The sequence below is a fragment of the Amycolatopsis sp. Poz14 genome, assembly GCF_006704225.1.
In the GTDB taxonomy this organism is placed as follows: Bacteria; Actinomycetota; Actinomycetes; order Mycobacteriales; family Pseudonocardiaceae; genus Amycolatopsis; species Amycolatopsis nivea.
Genome location: NZ_JACLHD010000001.1, coordinates 8,974,210 through 8,993,308, shown reverse-complemented (window position 1 = coordinate 8,993,308; position 19,099 = coordinate 8,974,210). Strand labels below are relative to the sequence as shown.

General features: G+C 69.7%; 19 protein-coding genes. 7 read left to right on the top strand and 12 right to left on the bottom strand.

Features of this window, described 5'->3' with window-relative positions; translation table 11 throughout:
* Positions 1-420: 420 nt before the first annotated feature.
* The 4 genes from FKO37_RS41810 to ccrA form a co-directional block, all read right to left on the bottom strand.
* Positions 421-1,536 (bottom strand): adenylate/guanylate cyclase domain-containing protein, encoded by a 1,116-nt coding sequence (locus tag FKO37_RS41810; protein ID WP_238607951.1) that lies wholly within the window; start codon positions 1,534-1,536, stop codon positions 421-423.
* A 4-nt stretch (positions 1,537-1,540) separates the two neighbouring features.
* The gene (locus FKO37_RS41805; protein ID WP_037811913.1) at positions 1,541-1,990 is read right to left on the bottom strand and encodes a universal stress protein; all 450 of its coding nucleotides are present in this window, start codon (positions 1,988-1,990) and stop codon (positions 1,541-1,543) included.
* Between the two features lie 57 nt (positions 1,991-2,047).
* Positions 2,048-3,328: a chromosome segregation protein gene (locus FKO37_RS41800; RefSeq protein WP_374204470.1), complete on the bottom strand. Its 1,281-nt coding sequence runs from the start codon at positions 3,326-3,328 to the stop codon at positions 2,048-2,050.
* Between the two features lie 129 nt (positions 3,329-3,457).
* Complete coding sequence (gene ccrA / locus FKO37_RS41795) at positions 3,458-4,798, bottom strand: crotonyl-CoA carboxylase/reductase (protein ID WP_037811912.1); 1,341 nt, start codon at positions 4,796-4,798, stop codon at positions 3,458-3,460.
* Positions 4,799-4,997: 199 nt separating this feature from the next.
* Between ccrA and FKO37_RS41790 the strand changes: the two genes are divergently transcribed.
* Together FKO37_RS41790 and FKO37_RS41785 are read left to right on the top strand one after the other, a co-directional pair.
* The gene (locus FKO37_RS41790) at positions 4,998-5,366 is read left to right on the top strand and encodes an SPW repeat protein (RefSeq protein ID WP_051173160.1); all 369 of its coding nucleotides are present in this window, start codon (positions 4,998-5,000) and stop codon (positions 5,364-5,366) included.
* A gap of 33 nt (positions 5,367-5,399) precedes the next feature.
* On the top strand, positions 5,400-5,993 hold the full coding sequence (locus FKO37_RS41785) for a TetR/AcrR family transcriptional regulator (protein WP_037811911.1): 594 nt from the start codon (positions 5,400-5,402) through the stop codon (positions 5,991-5,993).
* A 572-nt stretch (positions 5,994-6,565) separates the two neighbouring features.
* Here FKO37_RS41785 and mce read toward each other — a convergent pair.
* On the bottom strand, positions 6,566-7,027 hold the full coding sequence (mce, locus tag FKO37_RS41780) for a methylmalonyl-CoA epimerase (protein ID WP_037811910.1): 462 nt from the start codon (positions 7,025-7,027) through the stop codon (positions 6,566-6,568).
* Positions 7,028-7,167: 140 nt separating this feature from the next.
* Here mce and FKO37_RS41775 point away from each other — a divergent pair, with 140 nt between their 5' ends.
* The 5 genes from FKO37_RS41775 to FKO37_RS41755 all read left to right on the top strand — a co-directional run bounded on the left by FKO37_RS41775 (position 7,168) and on the right by FKO37_RS41755 (position 11,736).
* Positions 7,168-8,355 carry an acetyl-CoA C-acetyltransferase gene (locus tag FKO37_RS41775; protein WP_037812139.1) on the top strand — a complete coding sequence of 396 codons (1,188 nt, stop codon included), beginning with the start codon at positions 7,168-7,170 and terminating at the stop codon, positions 8,353-8,355.
* A 1-nt stretch (position 8,356) separates the two neighbouring features.
* Positions 8,357-9,319 (top strand): methylmalonyl Co-A mutase-associated GTPase MeaB, encoded by a 963-nt coding sequence (gene meaB, locus FKO37_RS41770; RefSeq protein ID WP_037811909.1) that lies wholly within the window; start codon positions 8,357-8,359, stop codon positions 9,317-9,319.
* Between the two features lie 110 nt (positions 9,320-9,429).
* The gene (locus tag FKO37_RS41765; RefSeq protein ID WP_238607949.1) at positions 9,430-10,167 is read left to right on the top strand and encodes a peptidylprolyl isomerase; all 738 of its coding nucleotides are present in this window, start codon (positions 9,430-9,432) and stop codon (positions 10,165-10,167) included.
* A gap of 373 nt (positions 10,168-10,540) precedes the next feature.
* Positions 10,541-10,999, top strand: coding sequence for a carboxymuconolactone decarboxylase family protein (locus tag FKO37_RS41760; protein WP_037812138.1), 459 nt, complete (start codon positions 10,541-10,543; stop codon positions 10,997-10,999).
* The gene (locus FKO37_RS41755; protein WP_238607948.1) at positions 10,996-11,736 is read left to right on the top strand and encodes an isocitrate lyase/phosphoenolpyruvate mutase family protein; all 741 of its coding nucleotides are present in this window, start codon (positions 10,996-10,998) and stop codon (positions 11,734-11,736) included. The genes FKO37_RS41760 and FKO37_RS41755 overlap by 4 nt, the downstream gene beginning before the upstream one ends.
* 58 nt (positions 11,737-11,794) lie before the next feature.
* Here the strand turns inward: FKO37_RS41755 and FKO37_RS41750 are convergent, their stop codons facing one another.
* From FKO37_RS41750 to FKO37_RS41720, 7 genes are all read right to left on the bottom strand, one after another.
* Positions 11,795-13,426 (bottom strand): cation acetate symporter, encoded by a 1,632-nt coding sequence (locus FKO37_RS41750; RefSeq protein WP_037811905.1) that lies wholly within the window; start codon positions 13,424-13,426, stop codon positions 11,795-11,797.
* Positions 13,423-13,773 (bottom strand): DUF485 domain-containing protein, encoded by a 351-nt coding sequence (locus tag FKO37_RS41745; protein ID WP_037811903.1) that lies wholly within the window; start codon positions 13,771-13,773, stop codon positions 13,423-13,425. Before FKO37_RS41745 ends, FKO37_RS41750 begins: the two co-directional genes overlap by 4 nt.
* Positions 13,774-13,845: 72 nt before the next feature.
* The gene (locus FKO37_RS41740; RefSeq protein ID WP_238607947.1) at positions 13,846-15,558 is read right to left on the bottom strand and encodes a cation acetate symporter; all 1,713 of its coding nucleotides are present in this window, start codon (positions 15,556-15,558) and stop codon (positions 13,846-13,848) included.
* Positions 15,559-15,683: 125 nt separating this feature from the next.
* Positions 15,684-16,034, bottom strand: coding sequence for a hypothetical protein (locus FKO37_RS41735; RefSeq protein ID WP_238607946.1), 351 nt, complete (start codon positions 16,032-16,034; stop codon positions 15,684-15,686).
* 151 nt (positions 16,035-16,185) lie between these two features.
* A complete protein-coding gene (locus tag FKO37_RS41730) occupies positions 16,186-16,941 on the bottom strand; it encodes a LytTR family DNA-binding domain-containing protein (protein ID WP_043839202.1) in 756 nt (251 codons plus the stop codon).
* On the bottom strand, positions 16,938-17,987 hold the full coding sequence (locus tag FKO37_RS41725) for a sensor histidine kinase (RefSeq protein WP_037811896.1): 1,050 nt from the start codon (positions 17,985-17,987) through the stop codon (positions 16,938-16,940). Before FKO37_RS41725 ends, FKO37_RS41730 begins: the two co-directional genes overlap by 4 nt.
* Positions 17,988-18,088: 101 nt before the next feature.
* Positions 18,089-19,090 (bottom strand): ABC transporter substrate-binding protein, encoded by a 1,002-nt coding sequence (locus FKO37_RS41720; RefSeq protein WP_037811894.1) that lies wholly within the window; start codon positions 19,088-19,090, stop codon positions 18,089-18,091.
* Positions 19,091-19,099 lie beyond the last annotated feature (9 nt).

Below are 19,099 nucleotides of genomic sequence, written 5' to 3'. Positions count from 1 at the left end.
AGGCGGGGTGGTTGCGTGGGGCACCCCGAAGGTTGATTGTGCTGACGGTTCGGGGGTGCTTGTCAAGGCGGGAAAGATGCCTTGACAAGCACCCCCGAACCGCAGGGCGGCTTCGTATCGGGGTTGGGGGAGGGCTGGATGCCTCGATAGCTGGGTGCACCGGTGCGGCTGGGGCCCTCGATGCGTTGAGTGGGCTGGCTGCGGTTTGGGTGGGGGTTAGCGCACCAATGTGGCATTGGGTGCATCTCACGCACCGAACGCCACATTGGGTGCATCTGACGCACCCAATGCCGCATTGGGGGCGGCACCCCAGCGGCGGCGCGGCGGTGGTCCGTGAAGGGCCCCTCACGACCGAGTGGCGGGTCGTGAGGGGAACCCTGAGGGAATCAGAGTCAATGAGGGTGGCCCTCACGTACGGGGTCAGCGGCGTCGGCGGCGTTTGCGGGGAGCAGCGGGGGTGGGGAAGTCGTCTGACTCCGGGGGTTCGGGCGTCGGCTGGTCGCCTAGGCCTAGCATTTCCGCGGCCAGTTGCTGGGACGACGCGAAGCGGCCGGTGGGTTTGTCTTTCGCTCGCCGTAGGGCAGACGGGCGTAGGCGGTTGTAGCCGCGGACTGCGATGGGGCGGCGGGTGCGGAGATCGAACTGTGGCAAGGGTTCCAGTTCCCCGGCCAGTTCTCGGTCGACCAGTACGGTTCCTGGCCTTGCGGCTGACGTGAGTCGCGCGGCCAGGTTCACTACGGAGCCGTAGACGTCGCCGAAGCGGGACAGGACTCGGCCCGAGGCCATTCCGGCTCGGACTGCGGGGAGGCCGCCGTCTTCGCCGGTGCGTTCGGCTAGCGTCAGGGCGATTTCCGCGCCGTCGGCGGGGGTGTCGGTGACGAACAGGACTTCGTCGCCGATCATTTTCACGACCCGGCCGTGGTGTTCCGCGATGACTTCGGTGGCCAGGGATTCGAAGCCGTCCAGGACCTGGGTCAACTCTTCCTCGTCGGCTTCTCTCGTGAAGCGCGTGTAGCCGACCATGTCGACGAAGCCGACTACCAGGGCGCGCGTTTCCAGGTCCTCGTCGGGGCTGGCGAAGGCGCGGCCGGCGAACGCGGCCAGGTGGCGGCGCCAGACGTAATTCTGCACTTGCTCCAGTTCGGGGAGCAGGCGTTCCACCAGGCGGGTGACCTGCCGGTCGCTGCGGGCCAGTTCCGGGTTTTCGGTGATCAGCGACCACAGCATGTGGACCTGCCACTCGGCCAGCCGGGACAGATGCTGGCCGAGGGCACGGGTCACCGCGACTTCCATGCCGGGCGCGACCAGGCCGGAACTCACCAGGCCGTCGGCGATGCGCATGGCTTCGACGTCGGCGTCGGTGAACACCACCTCGTCGTCTTCGACGGTGGCGAAACCCAGCGCCCGCCACAGCCGCCGCGAGCGTTCTTCGGGTACTCCGGCCCGTTTCGCTACTTCGAGCCGGGTGTAGCGGCGAGGGCCGCCCAGCAGCGCGCGTTCCAGCCGCTGCTGCAGGTCCCGGTAAGGATCGGCCACGGCCTCAGGTGGTGTGCACGATCAGCACGTCGACGCCCGACTTCCGGGCCACCTCCGACGGCACCGAGCCCAGGATCCGCCCGGTCAGCGTGTTGAGGCCGCGGTTGCCGACCACCAGAAGGTCGGCCTCGCGGTCCTTCACGACCTTGCGCAGCATGTCGACCGGCTGACCCTCCAGCGCGACCGTTTCGATGTTCGCGGCGCCGGCCTTCGCCGCGCGGTCCCGTGCGGACTGCAGCGTGTCCTCAGCGGGCGCGGACCCGACTACCTGATAGGCCTCGTCGCCCAGTTCGTCCTGCGCGCGTTCCACGTCTTGGCGGCTGGCCGGGTGGTACGCGCAGACGACGACCAGCGTCGCTCCCGCGTCGGCAGCCACCCCGGCGGCCTTGTCCACCGCGGCGAAGGACGAGTCGGACCCGTCCGTGCCCACCACCACAGTCCGATAGACAGCCATCCACAACCTCCCGGCGAATCGGTCAGCGGGGCGGCGCGGCCCCTTCGCGGGGGAAGGTTACTCGCCAGTCGGTTTTCCCGCCGGGCGCGGTTGCGGCTGCGGCTTGGGCACGTCGGACGTGCGCAGTCGGACGGTCTGCTCGACGTCGCCGCTCGCCGCGGGCTTTCCGCTGTTCGCCGGGGCGTTCTTGCCGCCCTGACCAGTGGATTTCTGCCCGGCCGGAGTGCTGGGCTTGCTGTTCTGCGCACCCGCGTTGCCGCTCGGCTGGGCGCTGCTCGCCTTCGCGCCGCCAGCCGGGGATCCATTCGCGGACTTCGGCCCGGAGCCGTTGGCCGTCTCGGCGGCGGCCTTGATGTCCGCGGGCACCTCGCCGTCCATCTCGCCGAGCACGTGCTGCGCCTCGGCCAGCACGGTGCGCGCCGACCGGACCTGCTCGGCCAGGCTCGCCCGGACCGCGCGCAGGGCCTCGACCCGCTCGTTGGCCTGGGTGATCCGGCGGTTGGACTCGTCGGTGGCGGTGCGGACGCGGCGGCGCGCCTCGTCCGCCGCTTCCGCGAGCCGCGCGTTGGCCTCGGTGATCGAGTCCTGGCGGCGCTTGTTCGCGTCGGCGACCGATTCGCGCTGGCGGCGGTCGATGTCGGCCTTGGCGGCCGTCTCCTCCTCCAGCACCTTCGCCCGGATCGCGGCCGCGTCCTCGGCGGCCTCGCGGACCCGGCGCTCGGCTTCGGCCTTGCTGGCCGCCTCCTGCTCGGCCAGCACGCGCATCGCCTCGGCGCGCCGCGTCGCCATCGCGATCTCGAAGTCTTCCTCGACCTGCGTGCGGCGGGCCTCGGACTCCGCGTCGAGCTTCTTGCGCTCGGCCTCGGCCTCGTCGGTGATCCGCTTGGCCTCGGCGCGCGCGTCCTCGAGCACCTTGCGGTGCTCGGCTTCCATTTCCTTGCGGCGCAGGTCGAGTTCGGTGAGCAGCTGCTCGTACCGGGCGCGCATGGCGCTGGCGTCGGTCTCCGCCTTGGCCCGGATGTGGCCTGCCTCGGCCTCGGCGCGGGCCCGCGTGTCCGCGGCCTCGTCCTGCGCCAGCCGCAGCATCCGCTGGAGGCGTTCGGACAGGCCCTCGACGCTCGTCGGCGGCTGCGCGAGCCGGTCGACCTGACCGCGCAGATCGGCGATCTCGCCGCGCGCGACCTCAAGCTGCCGGGCCAGGTCGCCGGCTTGGGCGATGGCGGCGTCGCGGTCGGCGGTGAGCATCTTCAGGTCGCCGTCGAGCCGTTCCAGGTGCTCGTCGACCTGGGCCCGGCTGTACCCCCGCTTCGCTACGTCGAAGCCGGCTCCCAGCGGCACGAGTTCGCGTTCATCGCCAAGACTCATGACACCACCGTAGTCGCTCCGCGGTCACGGACGGGTGAGCACCCACGGGGTCCGGCCGCTCGTGCGGCGAGCGGCCGGACCGAAGAGGCAGGTGGTCTGCCCTCACGCGCCGCGGAAGGCGTTGATGCCGTCGAGGTGCTTCGCGCGCAGCTCCTCGTCGCGCACGCCGAGTCCTTCTTCCGGGGCGAGCGCGAGCACGCCGACCTTGCCCTGGTGCGCGTTGCGGTGCACGTCAAGGGCGGCCTGGCCGGTTTCTTCGAGCGAGTAGGTCTTCGACAGCGTCGGGTGGATGAGGCCCTTTGCGATCAGCCGGTTGGCCTCCCACGATTCGCGGTAGTTCGCGAAGTGCGACCCGATGATCCGCTTCAGGTTCATCCACAGGTACCGGTTGTCGTACTGGTGCATGTAGCCCGACGTGGACGCGCAGGTGACGATGGTGCCGCCCTTGCGCGCGGCGTAGACCGAAGCGCCGAAGGTCTCGCGGCCCGGGTGCTCGAACACGATGTCCGGGTCCTCGCCGCCGGTCAGCTCGCGGATCTTCGCGCCGAACCGCTGCCATTCCTTCGGGTCCTGCTCGTTCTCGTTCTTCCAGAACTGGTAGCCCTCGGCGGTGCGGTCGATGATCAGCTCCGCGCCCAGCTTCCGGCAGATCTCGGCCTTCTCCGGGCTGGACACGACGCACACTGGGATCGCGCCGCCGTTGAGCGCGTACTGCGTCGCGTACGAGCCGAGGCCGCCGGACGCGCCCCAGATCAGCACGACGTCGCCCTGCTTCATGTCCGCGCCGTTGCGCGACACCAGCTGCCGGTACGCGGTCGAGTTCACCAGCCCGGGGGAGGCGGACTCCTCCCAGGTCAGGTGGGCCGGCTTCGGCATCAGCTGGTTCGCCTTGACCAGCGCGACCTCGGCGAGCCCGCCGAAGTTGGTCTCGAAGCCCCAGATCCGCTGCTCGGTGTCGAGCATCGTGTCGTTGTGCCCGTCCGGGCCTTCCAGCTCGACGTTCAGGCAGTGCGCGACGACCTCGTCGCCGGGCTTCCAGTTGTGCACGCCCGCGCCGGTGCGCAGCACGACGCCGGACAGGTCCGAGCCGACCACGTGGTACGGCAGGTCGTGCCGCTTGGCCAGCGGCGAGAGCTTCCCGTACTTGCGCAGGAACTTGAACGTCGGGATCGGCTCGAAGATCGACGTCCAGACGGTGTTGTAGTTGATCGCGCTGGCCATCACCGCGACCAGCGCCTCGCCGGGACCGAGTTCGGGCGTCGGGACCTCGTCCACGTGCAGCGAGCGGCGCGGGTCCTTGTCGCGGCTTTCGAGGCCTTCGAACATGTCGACCTCGTCGGCGTGCACGGTGACGCCCCGGTAGCTCTCGGGCACGGGCAGCTCGGCGATCGCGTCGAGGCGGCCGTCGAGGATCGCCTGCTGGATCTCGTCGAGGTGCGTCATCGGGAACCTCCAGGGGTCGGTCGCGGCGCGACTGGACGAAATTACTCGTCGGTAACCGGGGGCCTCACTGTACGAGACAGACACCCCGTACACGAGTCGAAGTGTGACGCACGAATCTTGACCGGCTGGCCAGTCAAGGAGCATAGTCGGCAGTGGGAAATCTCCCTGAACGGCTCTTTTCCGGCGGAGGTGAGCACGAATGAGTGAAGTCTCGACGCGCGCCTGGACGCGGCCCTATGACTGGGCCGAGGTCGTGATTGGTGTTGTCGCCGCTCTTTCACCCCTTTGGCTGAGCACGAACACCACGATGGTGTGGACGATGGTGGTCCTCGGTGCGCTGATCGCGATCGACGGCCTGGTGTCGCTCGCGTCGCCGAGCATGGTTTACGGCGAGGGCGTGCAGATCGTCCTCGGCGCGTTGCTGTTCATCGCGCCGTGGGTGATGGGGTATACGCAGTTCAACGGGGCGTCGTGGACGTCCTGGGTCGGCGGTGCGCTGACGATCATCGCCGGCGCGGCCGCGATGCCGGAGGCCAACGCCGCCCACCGGATGGCGGGCCAGCACTGATCGGGGCAATGAAGCCCTGACGAGGAAGGTGACATGACCGACGACTCGGCGAAAGAACGGATCCTGTGCGCGGCGGAGGAACTGTTCGCCGAGTCCGGCTTCGAAGCGACCCCGACGTCCCGCATCGCGGAGCGCGCCGGGGTCCCGAAGGGCCTGGTCCACTATTACTTCCGCCGCAAGTCCGACCTGCTGGCCGCCCTGGTTGACCGGCTGCCGGACGAACGCATCGAACCCGCCGCGGTCGTCGTTCCGGGCGACCTGGCGGGTTCGCTGCGCAGGCTGGTCGGCGAACTCGACCGCCGGTTCACCGGTTCGCTGGGGCTGTCGCACCTGCTGTGGCGCGAGGCCGACACCCATCACGTGGTCCGCGACGCGCTGTCCGAACGATTCCAGCAACTGGTCCGCCTGATGCGGTCGGTGATCGTGGCCGCCACCGGCGGACGGCTCCCTGGAGCGGACATCGACAACGCGTCCGGCCTGCTGGCCCGCGCGATCACCCACCGGCACGCGACGGCCCGCCACACCGGCGACGACCGCCCGGCGGAGTTCGACGGGGAGCTGACGTTCGTGGCGAACGCGCTGTCCGCCCGGGCGGCCAAGGGCAAGCCGCCCGCTTCGGCGGTGTGAGGTGCTCGTGGGTGTTTCTGCCGGTTAGAACCGGCATCGCCGCTCACGGCCTGGCCGCCACCGACTTCTCCCGGACACGACTTGCCCGGCTCGCTTCGCCCTGGCCCGCGGTGGTCCTGTCGCCGAAGCGCGCTCCGGCCGAGCCCCAATGCCGCATTGGGGTTTTCTCAGTGGCGCGGCGGGCGGCGTTGGTACGGCGAGGCGCAGCGTCGACGGGCTGCGTTGCTTCTCCGCTCCGGTTGACGTCCGTGAGGGGCACCCTGAGGGAATCAGATTCCGTCAGGGTTCCCCTCACGACCTCCGCACCAGCCCGACCGCGCTCCTTGACCGAGGGCAGCGTCACGCGGCGCGCTCGCGGATGGCTGCGTCCCTCTGGCGACGGGTGGGTGCGCGGGGGCGAGGAGGAGCCGCCTGGCGCGCCTAGCCAGCCGACGCCTACAGCACCTGACCAGCATCGCTGCCACGAACCCACCGCGTACCGCGCTACTGAGAAACCTCATTGGGTGCGCTCAACGCACCGAACGCCGCATTGGGTGCGTCGCATGCACCCAATGCCACATTGGGTACGCGGTTCAGTGCGAGGCGGCGGGCTCCACCAGCTCGACCAGAACCCCGCCAGCGTCCTTCGGGTGCACGAAGTTGACCCGGCTGTTCGACGTCCCGCGCTTGGCCGCGTCGTACAGCAACCGCAGCCCCTGCGCGCGCAGTGCCTCCGCGGCAGCGTCCACATCGGACACTCGCAGCGCGAGCTGCTGCAGGCCCGGCCCGTTGCGGCCGATGAACTTGGCGATCGTCGAATCGTCGCGGGACGGGGCGAGCAGCTGGATCATCGTCTCGGTGCCCGCGGTACCCGGGGCGCGCAGCATCGCCTCGCGCACGCCCTGCTCGTCGTTCACCTCCTCGTGCGCGACCTCCAGGCCGAAGTGGTCGCGGTGGAAGGCGATGGCCGCGTCGAGGTCGGGCACGGCGATGCCGACGTGGTCGATCGCGGTCACGAACGGCTTGAGCACGGATGCGCTGGGCTCGGTGTCCATACCGGGGAGGATAAGCCCCGGCGGGCCTCGCGGAACCCCGCGTGCGCCCCCTCACACTGGCTCCATCAAGACGCGCCGGGAACCCCGCGCAGGCCGTATCGTGGGAACACTGCCAGTGCACCGATGCTTTGGAGGACGTCGTGTCCGGTTCCGTGATCCTGGGCGCTGCCCGTACCCCGATCGGGCGGCTGCTCGGCTCGTTGAAGGACTTCTCGGGAGCCCAGCTGGGCGGGATCGCGATCAAGGCCGCGCTCGAACGCGCCGGCGTCTCCCCGGACCAGGTCCAGTACACGATCATGGGCCAGGTCCTCACCGCGGGCGCGGGCCAGATCCCGGCACGCCAGGCCGCGGTCGCCGCGGGCATCCCGATGGACGTCCCGGCGCTGACCATCAACAAGGTCTGCCTGTCCGGCCTCGACGCGATCGCGCTCGCCGACCAGCTGATCCGCGCGGGCGAGTTCGACCTCGTCGTCGCGGGCGGCCAGGAGTCGATGACGCAGGCGCCGCACCTGCTGCCGAAGTCGCGCGCCGGGTTCAAGTACGGCGACACCACGCTGGTCGACCACATGGCCTACGACGGCCTGTTCTGCGCGTTCGACCAGGTCGCGATGGGTGTTTCGACGGAGAAGCACAACGGCCGCTACAGCGTCACCCGCGAGCAGCAGGACGCGTTCTCCGCGCGTTCGCACCAGCGGGCCGCGGCGGCGATCGAGGCCGGGTTCTTCCGCGAGGAGATCGCGCCGGTGTCGATTCCGCAGCGCAAGGGCGACCCGGTCGTGTTCTCCACCGACGAGGGCGTGCGCGCCGACACCACCGGCGAGAGCCTCGCGAAGCTGCGTCCGGCGTTCGCCTCGGACGGCACCATCACCGCGGGTTCGGCGTCGCAGATTTCCGACGGCGCGGCCGCGGTGATCGTGGCCAGCCCGGAGAAGGCGGCCGAACTGGGCATCACGCCGCTGGCCGAGATCGGCGCGCACGGCGTCGTCGCCGGTCCGGACGCGAGCCTGCACGAGCAGCCGTCGAACGCGATCCGCGCCGCGCTGAAGAAGGCGAAGCTGGACGTCGGCGACCTGGACCTGGTGGAGATCAACGAGGCGTTCGCCGCGGTCGGCCTGGTGTCGAGCGAGAAGCTCGGGCTGGACGAGTCGAAGGTGAACGTCAACGGCGGCGCGATCGCGCTCGGCCACCCGATCGGCGCTTCCGGTGCGCGGCTGGCCGTGCACCTGGTGCACGAACTGCGCCGCCGCGGCGGCGGTCTCGGCGCGGCCGCGCTCTGCGGCGGCGGCGGACAGGGCGACGCGCTGCTGATCCGCGTCCCGTCGGCGTAAGTTGGCCGGCCCGGACCTCGATGAGCTGGTCGGCCGCGCGCGGGAAGGACAACCGCGCGCGGTCGCCCGGCTCATTTCTCTTGTCGAGGACTCTTCGCCGCGAGTGGCGGACATCGCGCGTGCGTTGACGCCCTACACCGGGCGCGCCCGCGTCGTCGGCCTCACCGGCCCGCCCGGGGTCGGCAAGTCGACGTCGACGTCCGCGCTGCTCACCGCGCTGCGCGGCGAGGGACTGCGGGTCGGGGTGCTGGCGATCGACCCGTCGTCGCCGTTCTCCGGCGGCGCGCTGCTCGGCGACCGGATCCGGATGACCGAGCACGCCACCGACCCCGGCGTGTTCATCCGCTCGATGGCGACCCGGGGCCACCTCGGCGGCCTTTCGTGGGCGACCCCGCAGGCGGTGCGGGTGCTCGACGCCGCCGGGTTCGACGTGGTGCTGATCGAGACTGTCGGGGTTGGACAGTCCGAAGTGGACGTTGTGAAACTGGCCGACACCACGGTGGTCTTGCTGGCCCCTGGAATGGGCGACGGCATCCAGGCGGCGAAAGCCGGAGTGCTGGAGATCGCGGACGTGTTCGTGGTCAACAAGGCCGACCGCGACGGCGCCGACGCGACGGTGCACGACCTCAAGCAGATGATCTCCCTCGCGCGGCGCGAACTGCGCGGACCGAGCTGGCGGCAGCCGATCGTCCGCACGGTGGCGGCGAAGGGCGAGGGCGTCGACGAGGTGGTGTCGGCGTTGCGGACGCACCATGAATGGCTTGTGGCGCACGGGGAACTGGACCGCCGCCGCGCCGCCCGCGCCCGGGAGGAGGTCGCCGCGATCGCGTTGCGGAGGTTGCACGCGGAACTGGCGGACCTCCGAGACGGCGACCGGCTGGGCGACCTGGCGGCACGAGTGGTGGCGCGGGAACTGGACCCGTTCGCGGCGGCGGACCGGTTGATCGCGGAGCTGAAGGGCTAGCTCGGCAGCGCTGCCAGCCGTCGCGGGAGCCAGGATGCGACTTTCGCCGGAAGCGCAGGCGGTTTCCCGTCCCTATACTGCGATCCTCCGTGCACTGGGAGGGAACCGGAATGAAGAGACTGCTCGTATCCGTGCTGACCGCGTTGTCGCTGGTCGCCGTCGCTGCACCGGCTTCGGCGGCGTCGGAGCCGCCGAAGGTCACCTCGGGGCCGTGCCAGTACACCTCGACTCCGGACGATCCCGCGGTGCGCCCGGTTTCCCTGCCGCGCGACCCGAAACACACGCCGGACCACGGCAGTGTCGACGTCGCCGTGTTCTCCAACCAGGGCCTGCTCCCGCTGCGGCTCGACCGCGCGCAGGCGCCGTGCACCGTGCAGAGCTTCCTGCACCTGGCCGCCCACGGCTTCTACAACCAGACGACCTGCCACCGGCTCACCGCGTACCCGACGCTGAAGGTCCTGCAGTGCGGCGACCCGTCCGGCACCGGAGAGGGCGGCCCGGGCTACAAGTTCCGCGACGAACTCCCGACGACGCTCCCGCCCGCCCCGTCCGACCCGACCGGCAAGCGCCGCACGTACGCGCGCGGCCTGCTGGCCATGGCGAACGCCGGCCCGGACACGAACGGATCGCAGTTCTTCGTGGTGTACGGGGATTCCAGCCTGCTGCCGAACTACACGGTCTTCGGCACGGTCGGCTCGGCCGGTTTGCGCACCCTGGACCGGGTCGCGGCGGGCGGCATCCAGCCGGACGCGGACACCCCGCCGGGCAAGACGCCGGTGGACGGGAAACCGGTGCGGAAGACGGACCTGGAGCTGGTTCTGCCGTTGTGCCTGTTCTGCGGTCGCTGACGCCGGGCCTGGCCGTCGCGGCGATCGCCCGGCGGCCGCAACCCTGCGTCTGAACGCTCGACGCGGACCGCTGCCCGGATTACTGGTTTCCCCGGCATTGCCCGCGGGCGATGCCGTAGACCGGGTCCATGCCGTCGAATATCGCTGGCTGGACGCTCTCTGGGCGGTGAAATCGTTCGCCAATCGGCTTCTTGCGGCCAGGTTCCGGCCGTTCGGCGAGCCCGTCTCGAGCGGCTGCGTCGTCACCGAAACGCTCGCGCCGCCTAATCCGTCGGCGATCGCCTGCAACGCGCGACCGCGACCCTGACTGGCCCACGCCACCCAAGCCGAACTGGACCACCCAGCTAGGCCAATCCCCATTAGCGTGGGCGGCATGACGAAGCGAATCGCGCTCGCCACCGGCGAGTTGTATCGAGCGATGTCCCAGCTGCAAGGCGAGGTGAAGAAGGCCAGCGCGAACGCGGGGCTCGACGTGAAGCTCATCGAGCTCGTCAAGATGCGCGCGTCGCAGATCAACGGATGCGCCTACTGCCTCGACATGCACGCGGCGGAGGCGGTCGCGGCTGGGGAATCGCCGCGGCGGCTTTACGTGCTCGAGGGGTGGCGCGAGACCGACCTGTTCACCGAGCAGGAACGCGCCGCGCTCGCGTACACCGAGGCGATGACCCGGATCTCGGACCACAAGGACGTCCCCGAAGACGTTTACGCCGAGGCGGTCCGCGTCTTCACCGAGGACCAGCACCGCGCGCTCGCGTGGTGTGTCGTCGCCATCAACACCTGGAACCGGCTCATGGTCGCGAGCCACGCTGAGCTGCCGGAGCGTGCGGAGTGAGTGCTGAGGAGTTGCGGGCGCTGCATGTGCCCGGGAAGCCGTTGATTCTGCCGAACGCTTGGGACGCGGATACCGCGCAAGCGGTGGAAGCCGCCGGATTCCCGGTGGTGGCAACGAGTTCCGCGGCGGTCGCGGCGGCGCTCGGGCAGGCGGACCACGAAGGCGCGTCGGCGGACGAGATGCTCGCGGCGGCCAAGCGGATCGTGGACGCGGTGTCCGTGCCGGTGACGGTGGACGCCGAGGCCGGTTATGACTTGAGCCCGGCGGATCTCGCGGCCCGGTTGAAGGAAATCGGTGCGGTCGGCTGCAATATCGAGGACACCGACCACGGCAAGGGCGCCTTGCGACCGGCGGCCGAGCAAGCGGGACGGATTGCCGAGTTGCGTCGGGCGGCTGGCGACGGGCTGGTGGTCAACGCGCGAGTGGATTCGTTCCTCGGTGCACCGGACGAGCAGGCGGTGCTCGACGACGCCGTGGCTCGCGGGCGTGCGTATCTCGAGGCGGGGGCCGACTGTGTGTACCCGATTCTCGTGCGTTCGCCGGAAGTGCTGGCCGAATTCGTCCGGCAGGTGGGCGGTCCGGTCAACGCTTCGGCGCTTCCCGGCGGTCCGGGGCTGGCCGGGCTTGCCGAACTGGGGGTAGCCCGGATTTCGCTGGGGGCCGGGTTGTGGCGGTATCTGCGCCGGGTGCTGGAAGGCACGCTCGACGGGATCGCGCAGGGGAAGCTGCCGTATTGAAAAAACCGCTGGGCGCCGCGGCGAAAGCGGCACCCAGCGGTTTCAGCGGGACGAAAACTCAGTGCTGCACGGCCTTTTCCGCGCCGGCACCGGTCAGTGCCCGTACTTCCATTTCGGCGAACTTCGCCTTGTCGTTTTCCTTCGACAGGATCGTGCCGAGCCAGCCGAGGACGAACGCGATCGGGATCGAGATCAGGCCCGGGTTGTCGAGCGGGAACCAGTGGAAGTCCACGCCCTGCAGCATCGACGCGCTCTTGCCGGTCTTCGGGTCGACCGGCTTCCCGGAAACGGCGGGCGAGAACACGATGAGCACGATCGTCACGATCAGCCCGCCGTAAATGCTCCACAGCGCGCCCTGGGTGTTGAACCGTTTCCAGAACAGCGAGTACAGAATCGTCGGCAGGTTCGCCGAAGCCGCCACCGCGAACGCCAGCGCCACCAGGAACGCGACGTTCTGCCCGTTCGCCAGAATGCCGCCGAGAATCGCGACGATGCCGATCACCACGGCGGTGATCCGCGCGACGCGGACTTCCGAGCCGGTGTTCGCCTTGCCCTTCTTCAGCACGTTCGCGTAGACGTCGTGCGCGAACGAGGCGGACGCGGTGATCGTCAATCCGGCGACCACGGCGAGGATCGTGGCGAACGCGATCGCCGAGATCAGCCCGAGCAGGATAGGGCCGCCGAGGTTCAGCGCCAGCAACGGAGCCGCGGAGTTGACGCCGCCCGGGGCCTTCTTGATCGCGTCCGGTCCGACCAGCGCGCCCGCGCCGTAGCCGAGCACCAGGGTGAACAGGTAGAACACGCCGATCAGCACGATCGCCCACACCACCGAACGACGCGCCTCGCGCGCGGTCGGCACCGTGTAGAAGCGCATCAGCACGTGCGGCAGGCCCGCGGTGCCCAGCACCAGCGCGATGCCGAGGGAGAAGAAGTCCAGCTTCGTCGTGCCGTTCTTGCCGTACTGCTTGCCCGGCCCGAGCAGCGCTTCGCCGGCTTCGCCCGCCTTGTCGACCGCGCCCTGCAGCAGCGACGAGAAGTTGAAGCCGTACTTGCCGAGCACCCACAGCGTCATCGCCAGCGCGCCGACAATCAGCAGCGCCGCCTTGATGATCTGCACCCAGGTGGTGCCCTTCATTCCGCCGATCAGGACGTAGGCGATCATGATCACGCCGACCACCGCGATCACCAGCGCCTGCGCGGCCTTGCCGTCGATGCCCAGCAGCAGCGCGACCAGCCCGCCCGCGCCCGCCATCTGCGCCAGCAGGTAGAAGAACGACACCACGAGCGTCGAAATCGCTGCCGCCGCGCGCACCGGACGCTGTTTCATCCGGAACGCCAGCACGTCGCCCATGGTGAACTTGCCGGTGTTGCGCAGCAGTTCCGCCACCAGCAGCAGTGCGACCAGCCACGCCACCAGGAAGCCGATCGAGTACAGGAACCCGTCGTAGCCGTACACCGCGATGGCGCCGGCGATGCCGAGGAACGACGCCGCCGACAGGTAGTCGCCGGAGATCGCGATGCCGTTCTGCGGGCCGGTGAACGCACGGCCTGCCGCGTAGTAGTCCGACGCGGTCTTCGTGTTGCGGCTCGCGCGGAACACGATCACCAGGGTGATGACCACGAACAGCGCGAAGATCGTGATGTTGAGCGTCGGGTTGCTGCCCTCGACGCTCGCCGCGAGAGTCTTCACGCCTCCTCCTTCGCCGGGTTCTCGATGTCGTCCTTGATCCGCTCGGCGAGCGGGTCGAGGTTCTTGTTGGCGTAGCGCACGTACAGCCACGTGATGAGGAACGTGGACACGAACTGCAGGAGCCCGAAGAGGAGGCCGACGGTGAAGTTGCCCGTGATCTTCGTGCTCATGAAGCCGTGCGCGTAGTCGGCGAGCAGGACGTAGAGCAGGTACCAGGCGAGGAACAGTCCGGCCATCGGGAACACGAACCGGCGGAGCCTGCCGCGGAGTTGGCGGAACTCGGCGCTGTCGTGCACCTGCTCCCAGGTCGAGTCCGGCGGGGCGCCGGACGGGTCGCCTGCGCTCATGGGATCTCCCTTGTGCGACGCTGCGGATGTGGTCCGCGACACAGTAGGGAGGACTCCGGGCCAGGGAAACCGTCAGCGGCTCAAACGCCTCGCCGCACGACGAACGGTTGACGAACGGTCACCGGGCGCGGACGAAGGGCGCTCGTCGAGGTGCAGCCGCAGCATCGCGGCCCCGGCCCAGGACGGTGGGCGCCCGCGCAGTGACACCGTGATCATCACGCCGAACGCGAGCGGTACCGACCAGGGTGCCGGTTGCGAGACCAAGATCGCCACCCAACCTTCCATCGAGGGTCCGGCCAGCGCGAACAGGATCGACCCCGACGAAGCCGCCAGACCCGTCAGCACTCCGGCGATCGCGCCCGCGGCGGTGAGTCGCTGCCACCAGATGCCGAGCACGAGCAGCGGGCAGAACGTCGACGCGGCGACGGTGAACCCCCACGTCACCAGCACCCCGGCGTCGAGCCGCGCCGACGGCAGCGCGAGCAGCACCATCGCGATCGCGGCGAACACGACCGTCACGCGAAGACGGCGCAGGCCGCCGGGCATCAGGTCGTAGGCGAGCGCGCCGGACATCACCAGCAGCAATCCCAGCGACGTCGCCAGAAACGCCGCGAACGCGCCCGCGGTGAGCAACGCGGTGAACAACTGCCCGGCCCAGCTGTGGTCGACCTGCGACGGAAGCGCGACGACCACCGTGTCGGTGTTGCCGGACAGATACAGCTGCGGCACGAGAACCCGGCCGAGGACGCCGTAAATGCCGGGGAAAAGGTAGAAAACTCCCAGCAGCGCCACGGTAATCGCAGCGGTGCGGCGTGCGGCGCGGCCGTCCGGGCTGGTGTGGAAGCGCATCAGGACGTGGGGGAGGCCCATCGTGCCGAGGACGGTCGCGATGAGGACCGCCCAGGTGCCGAGCAGCGGGTAGCCCTTGTCGATCTCCAGCAGCGGACGCTGCCAGTCCGGCCCGCCGAGCGCGACTTCTCCGCTGACGCCGGGGACCTGTGCGCCGGCGGCGAAGGTGAGCTGTTCTCCCTTGTGCACCACCAGTTGTCCGGGCGGCAACGTACCGCGGTCCTCGATCGCGGTTGGTTCGCGGAAGGTGAGGGTGACGTCGTGGTCGAACTGTACCGGGGTGGCGTGCGAAAAGCGGGTGAACTCGACCGGCGTGAGGCTCGCGTCGCGGGTTTCGGCGCCGACCTGGAGCACCAGCCACAGCGCGGGGACAAGGAACAGCAGGAGTTTCAGGAAGAACTGGAACGCCTGGACGTACGTCGCCGCGCGCATTCCGCCGAGCGCGAGCGTGACGCTGACCGCGGTGCCCGCGATGACGACGCCGACCCAGTACGGAGTCCCGCCGACCGCGGTGAGCACCAGCCCGGCGGTGCGGAATTGCGGGACCACGTAGATGGTTCCGATCACCAGCACGACCACCGCGGCCAACCGGCGCAGCGCGGGAGAGGCGAGGCGCGCTTCGGCGAAGTCGGGGACGGTGAGTGCGCCGGATCTGCGCATCGGCGCGGCGACGAGGACCAGCATCGCCACGTATCCCGCGGTGAAGCCGACCGGGTACCAGAGCGCGCCGACGCCGTCCTTCACCATCAGCCCGGCGACGCCGAGGAATGAGGCCGCGGAGAGGTATTCGCCGGAGACCGCGGCGGAGTTGACGAAGGGCGAGATCCGCCGGGACGCCACCAGGAAGTCGGAGGTGGTGCGCATGGCGGCGACCCCGCGCACGCCGATGAGCAGCGTGACGAGGACGACCGGGGCTACCGCGAGCGCGATGTCCATCTATCCGCTCCCGCCCGCCCCGGCTGTGGCCCCAATGTGGCATTGGGTGCATGCGACGCACCGAATGCCACATTGGGTGCGTGTGATGCACCCAATGCCACATTGGGGCGCTGCGGGCAGTCGGCTCACTGATCGTCCTCGATCTTCTCCGCGCGGCGCAGCTGCCACCACGCGAGCCCGGCCAGCACCGGGTACGGCAGAACCGCGATCAGCAGCCAGGACAGCGGAATCCCCCACAGCCGCACGCTGTCGAGCGACGGGGCGAGCGAGAACAGCACCGGCAAACCCAGCACCAGCACGAACATCCCCACCAGCGCGGGGATCCCGCGTCGCCGCTGGATCCGGTAGAGGACGGCCGCGCGTTCCGCTTCCGGCGCGCGCAGACGGGGCATCCGCCACCGGCCGCGTTCGAGCCGCCGCGACCGGGCGAGCCTCGTCTGCGGACTGGTGACGGCGACCCGCTTGGCGCGGCTCATCGGACGGCCCGCGCAATCCTTGTGCGCGGCGTTGCCGGTTCTAACCGGCTTTGCCGCTCACAAGGTGCCGGGTGCAGTCGGGTTGTCGTGCGTGGCAAAGCCGGTTCTAACCGGCCTAGCCGCTCACGAGCCCCCAAGCACCACCGCCCCCTCACCGAGCACTCCCGAGTTGCCCGCGCTGCGCCGCCTCCAGCAACCGGTCCCGGAGATCCCGCGCATGCCGTCGGCTCACCGGCACATCGCCAGCCTCCGTGTGCGCCAGCAACCCGCCCGTCGTGTCGCTTCGCAGTTCCAGCACCGCGCTCACCGCGAGCAGGAATCCGCGATGTACCCGGGTAAATCCAGTCCCTTCCCAATATTCTTCGAGCCGCGAGATCGGCATCCGCACCGGATGGACGCCGCCGCGGGTGTGGAGGCGGACGTAGTCGCCGTTGGCTTCGGCGAACAGCACGTCGTCGCGGCGGACGTACCGCGTGCGGCCGCCGGAATCGACCGGCAGTGCGGCCATCGCGTCCGGCGAGGACTGGCGACGGCCGCTCGGCACCAAGCGCGTCACCTTCGCCAGCGCGGCGGAAAGCCGTTCCGTGCGCACCGGTTTCAGCAGATAGTCGACCGCGCCGATGCCGTACGCGGTCACCGCGTGCCCGTCGTGCGCGGTGACGAACACGATCACCGGCGGTTCGGACAGTTTCGCCAGCAGCGACGCGAGCTCCAGCCCGTCCAGGCCGGGCATGGAAATGTCGAGGAAGACCGCGTCGAAATGGTCTGCCTGCAACAGTTTCAGCGCCTTCAACGCATCGCTCGCGCCGACGACCTCGCCGACCTCCGGCGCCTCGCGCAGCATCCGGCACAGTTCGTCCAACGCCGGCGCGAGATCGTCGACCGCCAGCACCCGCAGCCCGCTCACGGCAGCACCCCCGGCTGGAATCGCGGCACGCGCAGCACGACCCGGGTGCCTTCGCCGACCGCCGTTTCCACGGTCAGCCCGTACCAGGCCCCGTACACCGTGCGCAATCGTCTGTCCACATTGGCCAGTCCGAGCCCGGTGCCGTCGCCGCTGCCCGCGAGGATGGCCGCGGCGCGCTCGGGCTCCATGCCGACGCCGTCGTCCTCGACGCTGATCACGCAGTCGTTCCCTTCCGCCTGTCCGTGCACCTGGACGAGCCCGGTGCCCGACCGCGGCTCGATGCCGTGCCGGATCGCGTTCTCCACGAGGGGTTCGAGTACCAGGTACGGCACCGCCACCGCAAGCACCTCCGGCGCGACCCGCACCTGCACCTTGAGCCGTTCGCCCAGCACCGCGCGCTGCAGCGCGAGATACGTCTCCACCGCGCGGAACTCCTCGGCGACGACGGTGTACTCGCCGTGCCGCGACAGGCTGTAGCGGGTGTAGTCGGCGAAATCGAGCATCAGGTCGCGGGCGCGGTCCGGTTCCGACCGGACGAACGAGGCGATCACGGTGAGCGCGTTGTACACGAAATGCGGTGACATCTCCGCCCGCAATGCGCGGAGTTCGGCTTGCGCCGCCTGGTCCGCCGAAGCTTCGAGCCGACCCCGTTCCAAAGACTGCACGACCAAGTCCGTCGCCTGCCGCGTCACCGCGCCGGGTACCTCGCCGACCAGCAGCAACGCGCCCGCCAGTTCGTCGTGGACGTGCAATGGGACCGCCGTCACGCCCCGCGAGGTGATCGGCTCCTCCTGGTGCAGCACGTCGTCCAGGATTTGGGACACCGCGTCGTCGGCTCCGGGGCGGCCGGACCACATCAACGTGCCGGAGAGATCGGAGAGCCCTAGTCCGGCGACGTCGAAAAGCCGTCGCAGACCGTGTACGGCGCGCCGGGCGCGGACTCCGGACAGGCCGTCTTTCAGGTCGTCGGCGACCTTCCGCGCCGCGCCGAGCACGCCGACGGCGTCCGGGCGGGAGCGCCACGGCAGCCGGGCACTCTCGGTCATCGACGAGCCTCCCCTCGGGTACCTGGGGGAGTAGATACTAGCCCGTAACAAGGCGAAGGGGACTTTCCGTGCGGAAAGTCCCCTTCGATCGCGACCAGAGGCTAGCAGCTCTGCTTGTAGAAGTACTGCGAATTCGCGTCCAGGTCGTCCTTGGTGATCGAGTGCAGCTGCGCCGTGAGGTCCCGCTCGGTCGGCTTGCCCTCGAGCGCGGCCACCGCCTGGTCGACGCCCTTCGTGCCGATCTGAGCCGGGTCCTGCGCGATGAGCGCCTGGTACTCGCCCTTCTTCAGACCGTCCACTTCGGACGGGCTGGCGTCGAAGCCGACCAGGTTGACCTTGCCGATCTTGCCCGCGTTGCGCAGGCCGGTCGCCGCGCCCTCGCCGGTGTTGAGGTTGGTGGCGAAGATGCCGACGAGATCCGGCGTCGAGGCCAGCGCCGCGGTCACCTTCGACGCTGCCTGGTCCGGCTCGTTCTGAGTGAACTGGATGCCCACCGACTTGAGGTTCGGGTGGTTCTTCAGCTCGTCCTCGAAGCCCTTCGCCCGGGCGGCGGTGGTGGAGGTGCCCGCGATGGTGTCGAGGACCAGCACCGAACCCGGCTTGTCGCCGACGAGCTTCGCCATGGTCTGCGCGGCGAGCTTGCCGCCCTCGGCGTTGTCCGAGGACACCGACGACACCGCGACGCTCTTGTCCTTGAGCGAGGTGTCGACCTCGACGATCTTCGTGCCGCGGTTTTTCACCTGCTGGATCGGCGCGAGCATCGCCTGGTCGTCGGTCGGCGCGATGAGCAGCGCGGCGGGCGGATTGGAGCCCATCGCGTTGACGATCGACGTCTGCATGGCCGCGTCGAACTTCTGCGGCGCCTGCGTGGTCAGTTCGTAGCCGAGCTTCTTCGCTTCGGCCTGCGCTCCGCACTGCATCGAGATGTAGAACGGTTCCGCCTGCACGCCGGGCACCAGCGCGAGTTTCTTGCTGTTCGCGGAGTTGCCGCCGGGCTTGTCCCCGGACCCGCTCTGCCCCACCTGCCCGGAGCCGCACGCGGCCACCAGCATCGCCGCGGACGCGAGCGTCCCCGCGGCGAGGACGGTCTTGCTGAATTTCATCGTAAGCAC

What these genes read in the sequence shown, in the direction of transcription:
- FKO37_RS41760 (WP_037812138.1), top strand. Translation starts at nt 10,541, where the DNA reads ATGACGAAGCGAATCGCGCTCGCCACCGGCGAGTTGTATCGAGCGATG.
- FKO37_RS41735 (WP_238607946.1), bottom strand. Translation starts at nt 16,034, where the DNA reads ATGAGCCGCGCCAAGCGGGTCGCCGTCACCAGTCCGCAGACGAGGCTC.
- FKO37_RS41725 (WP_037811896.1), bottom strand. Translation starts at nt 17,987, where the DNA reads ATGACCGAGAGTGCCCGGCTGCCGTGGCGCTCCCGCCCGGACGCCGTC.
- FKO37_RS41740 (WP_238607947.1), bottom strand. Translation starts at nt 15,558, where the DNA reads ATGGACATCGCGCTCGCGGTAGCCCCGGTCGTCCTCGTCACGCTGCTC.
- FKO37_RS41745 (WP_037811903.1), bottom strand. Translation starts at nt 13,773, where the DNA reads ATGAGCGCAGGCGACCCGTCCGGCGCCCCGCCGGACTCGACCTGGGAG.
- FKO37_RS41790 (WP_051173160.1), top strand. Translation starts at nt 4,998, where the DNA reads ATGAGTGAAGTCTCGACGCGCGCCTGGACGCGGCCCTATGACTGGGCC.
- FKO37_RS41785 (WP_037811911.1), top strand. Translation starts at nt 5,400, where the DNA reads ATGACCGACGACTCGGCGAAAGAACGGATCCTGTGCGCGGCGGAGGAA.
- FKO37_RS41805 (WP_037811913.1), bottom strand. Translation starts at nt 1,990, where the DNA reads ATGGCTGTCTATCGGACTGTGGTGGTGGGCACGGACGGGTCCGACTCG.
- mce (WP_037811910.1), bottom strand. Translation starts at nt 7,027, where the DNA reads ATGGACACCGAGCCCAGCGCATCCGTGCTCAAGCCGTTCGTGACCGCG.
- ccrA (WP_037811912.1), bottom strand. Translation starts at nt 4,798, where the DNA reads ATGACGCACCTCGACGAGATCCAGCAGGCGATCCTCGACGGCCGCCTC.
- FKO37_RS41720 (WP_037811894.1), bottom strand. Translation starts at nt 19,090, where the DNA reads ATGAAATTCAGCAAGACCGTCCTCGCCGCGGGGACGCTCGCGTCCGCG.
- FKO37_RS41765 (WP_238607949.1), top strand. Translation starts at nt 9,430, where the DNA reads ATGAAGAGACTGCTCGTATCCGTGCTGACCGCGTTGTCGCTGGTCGCC.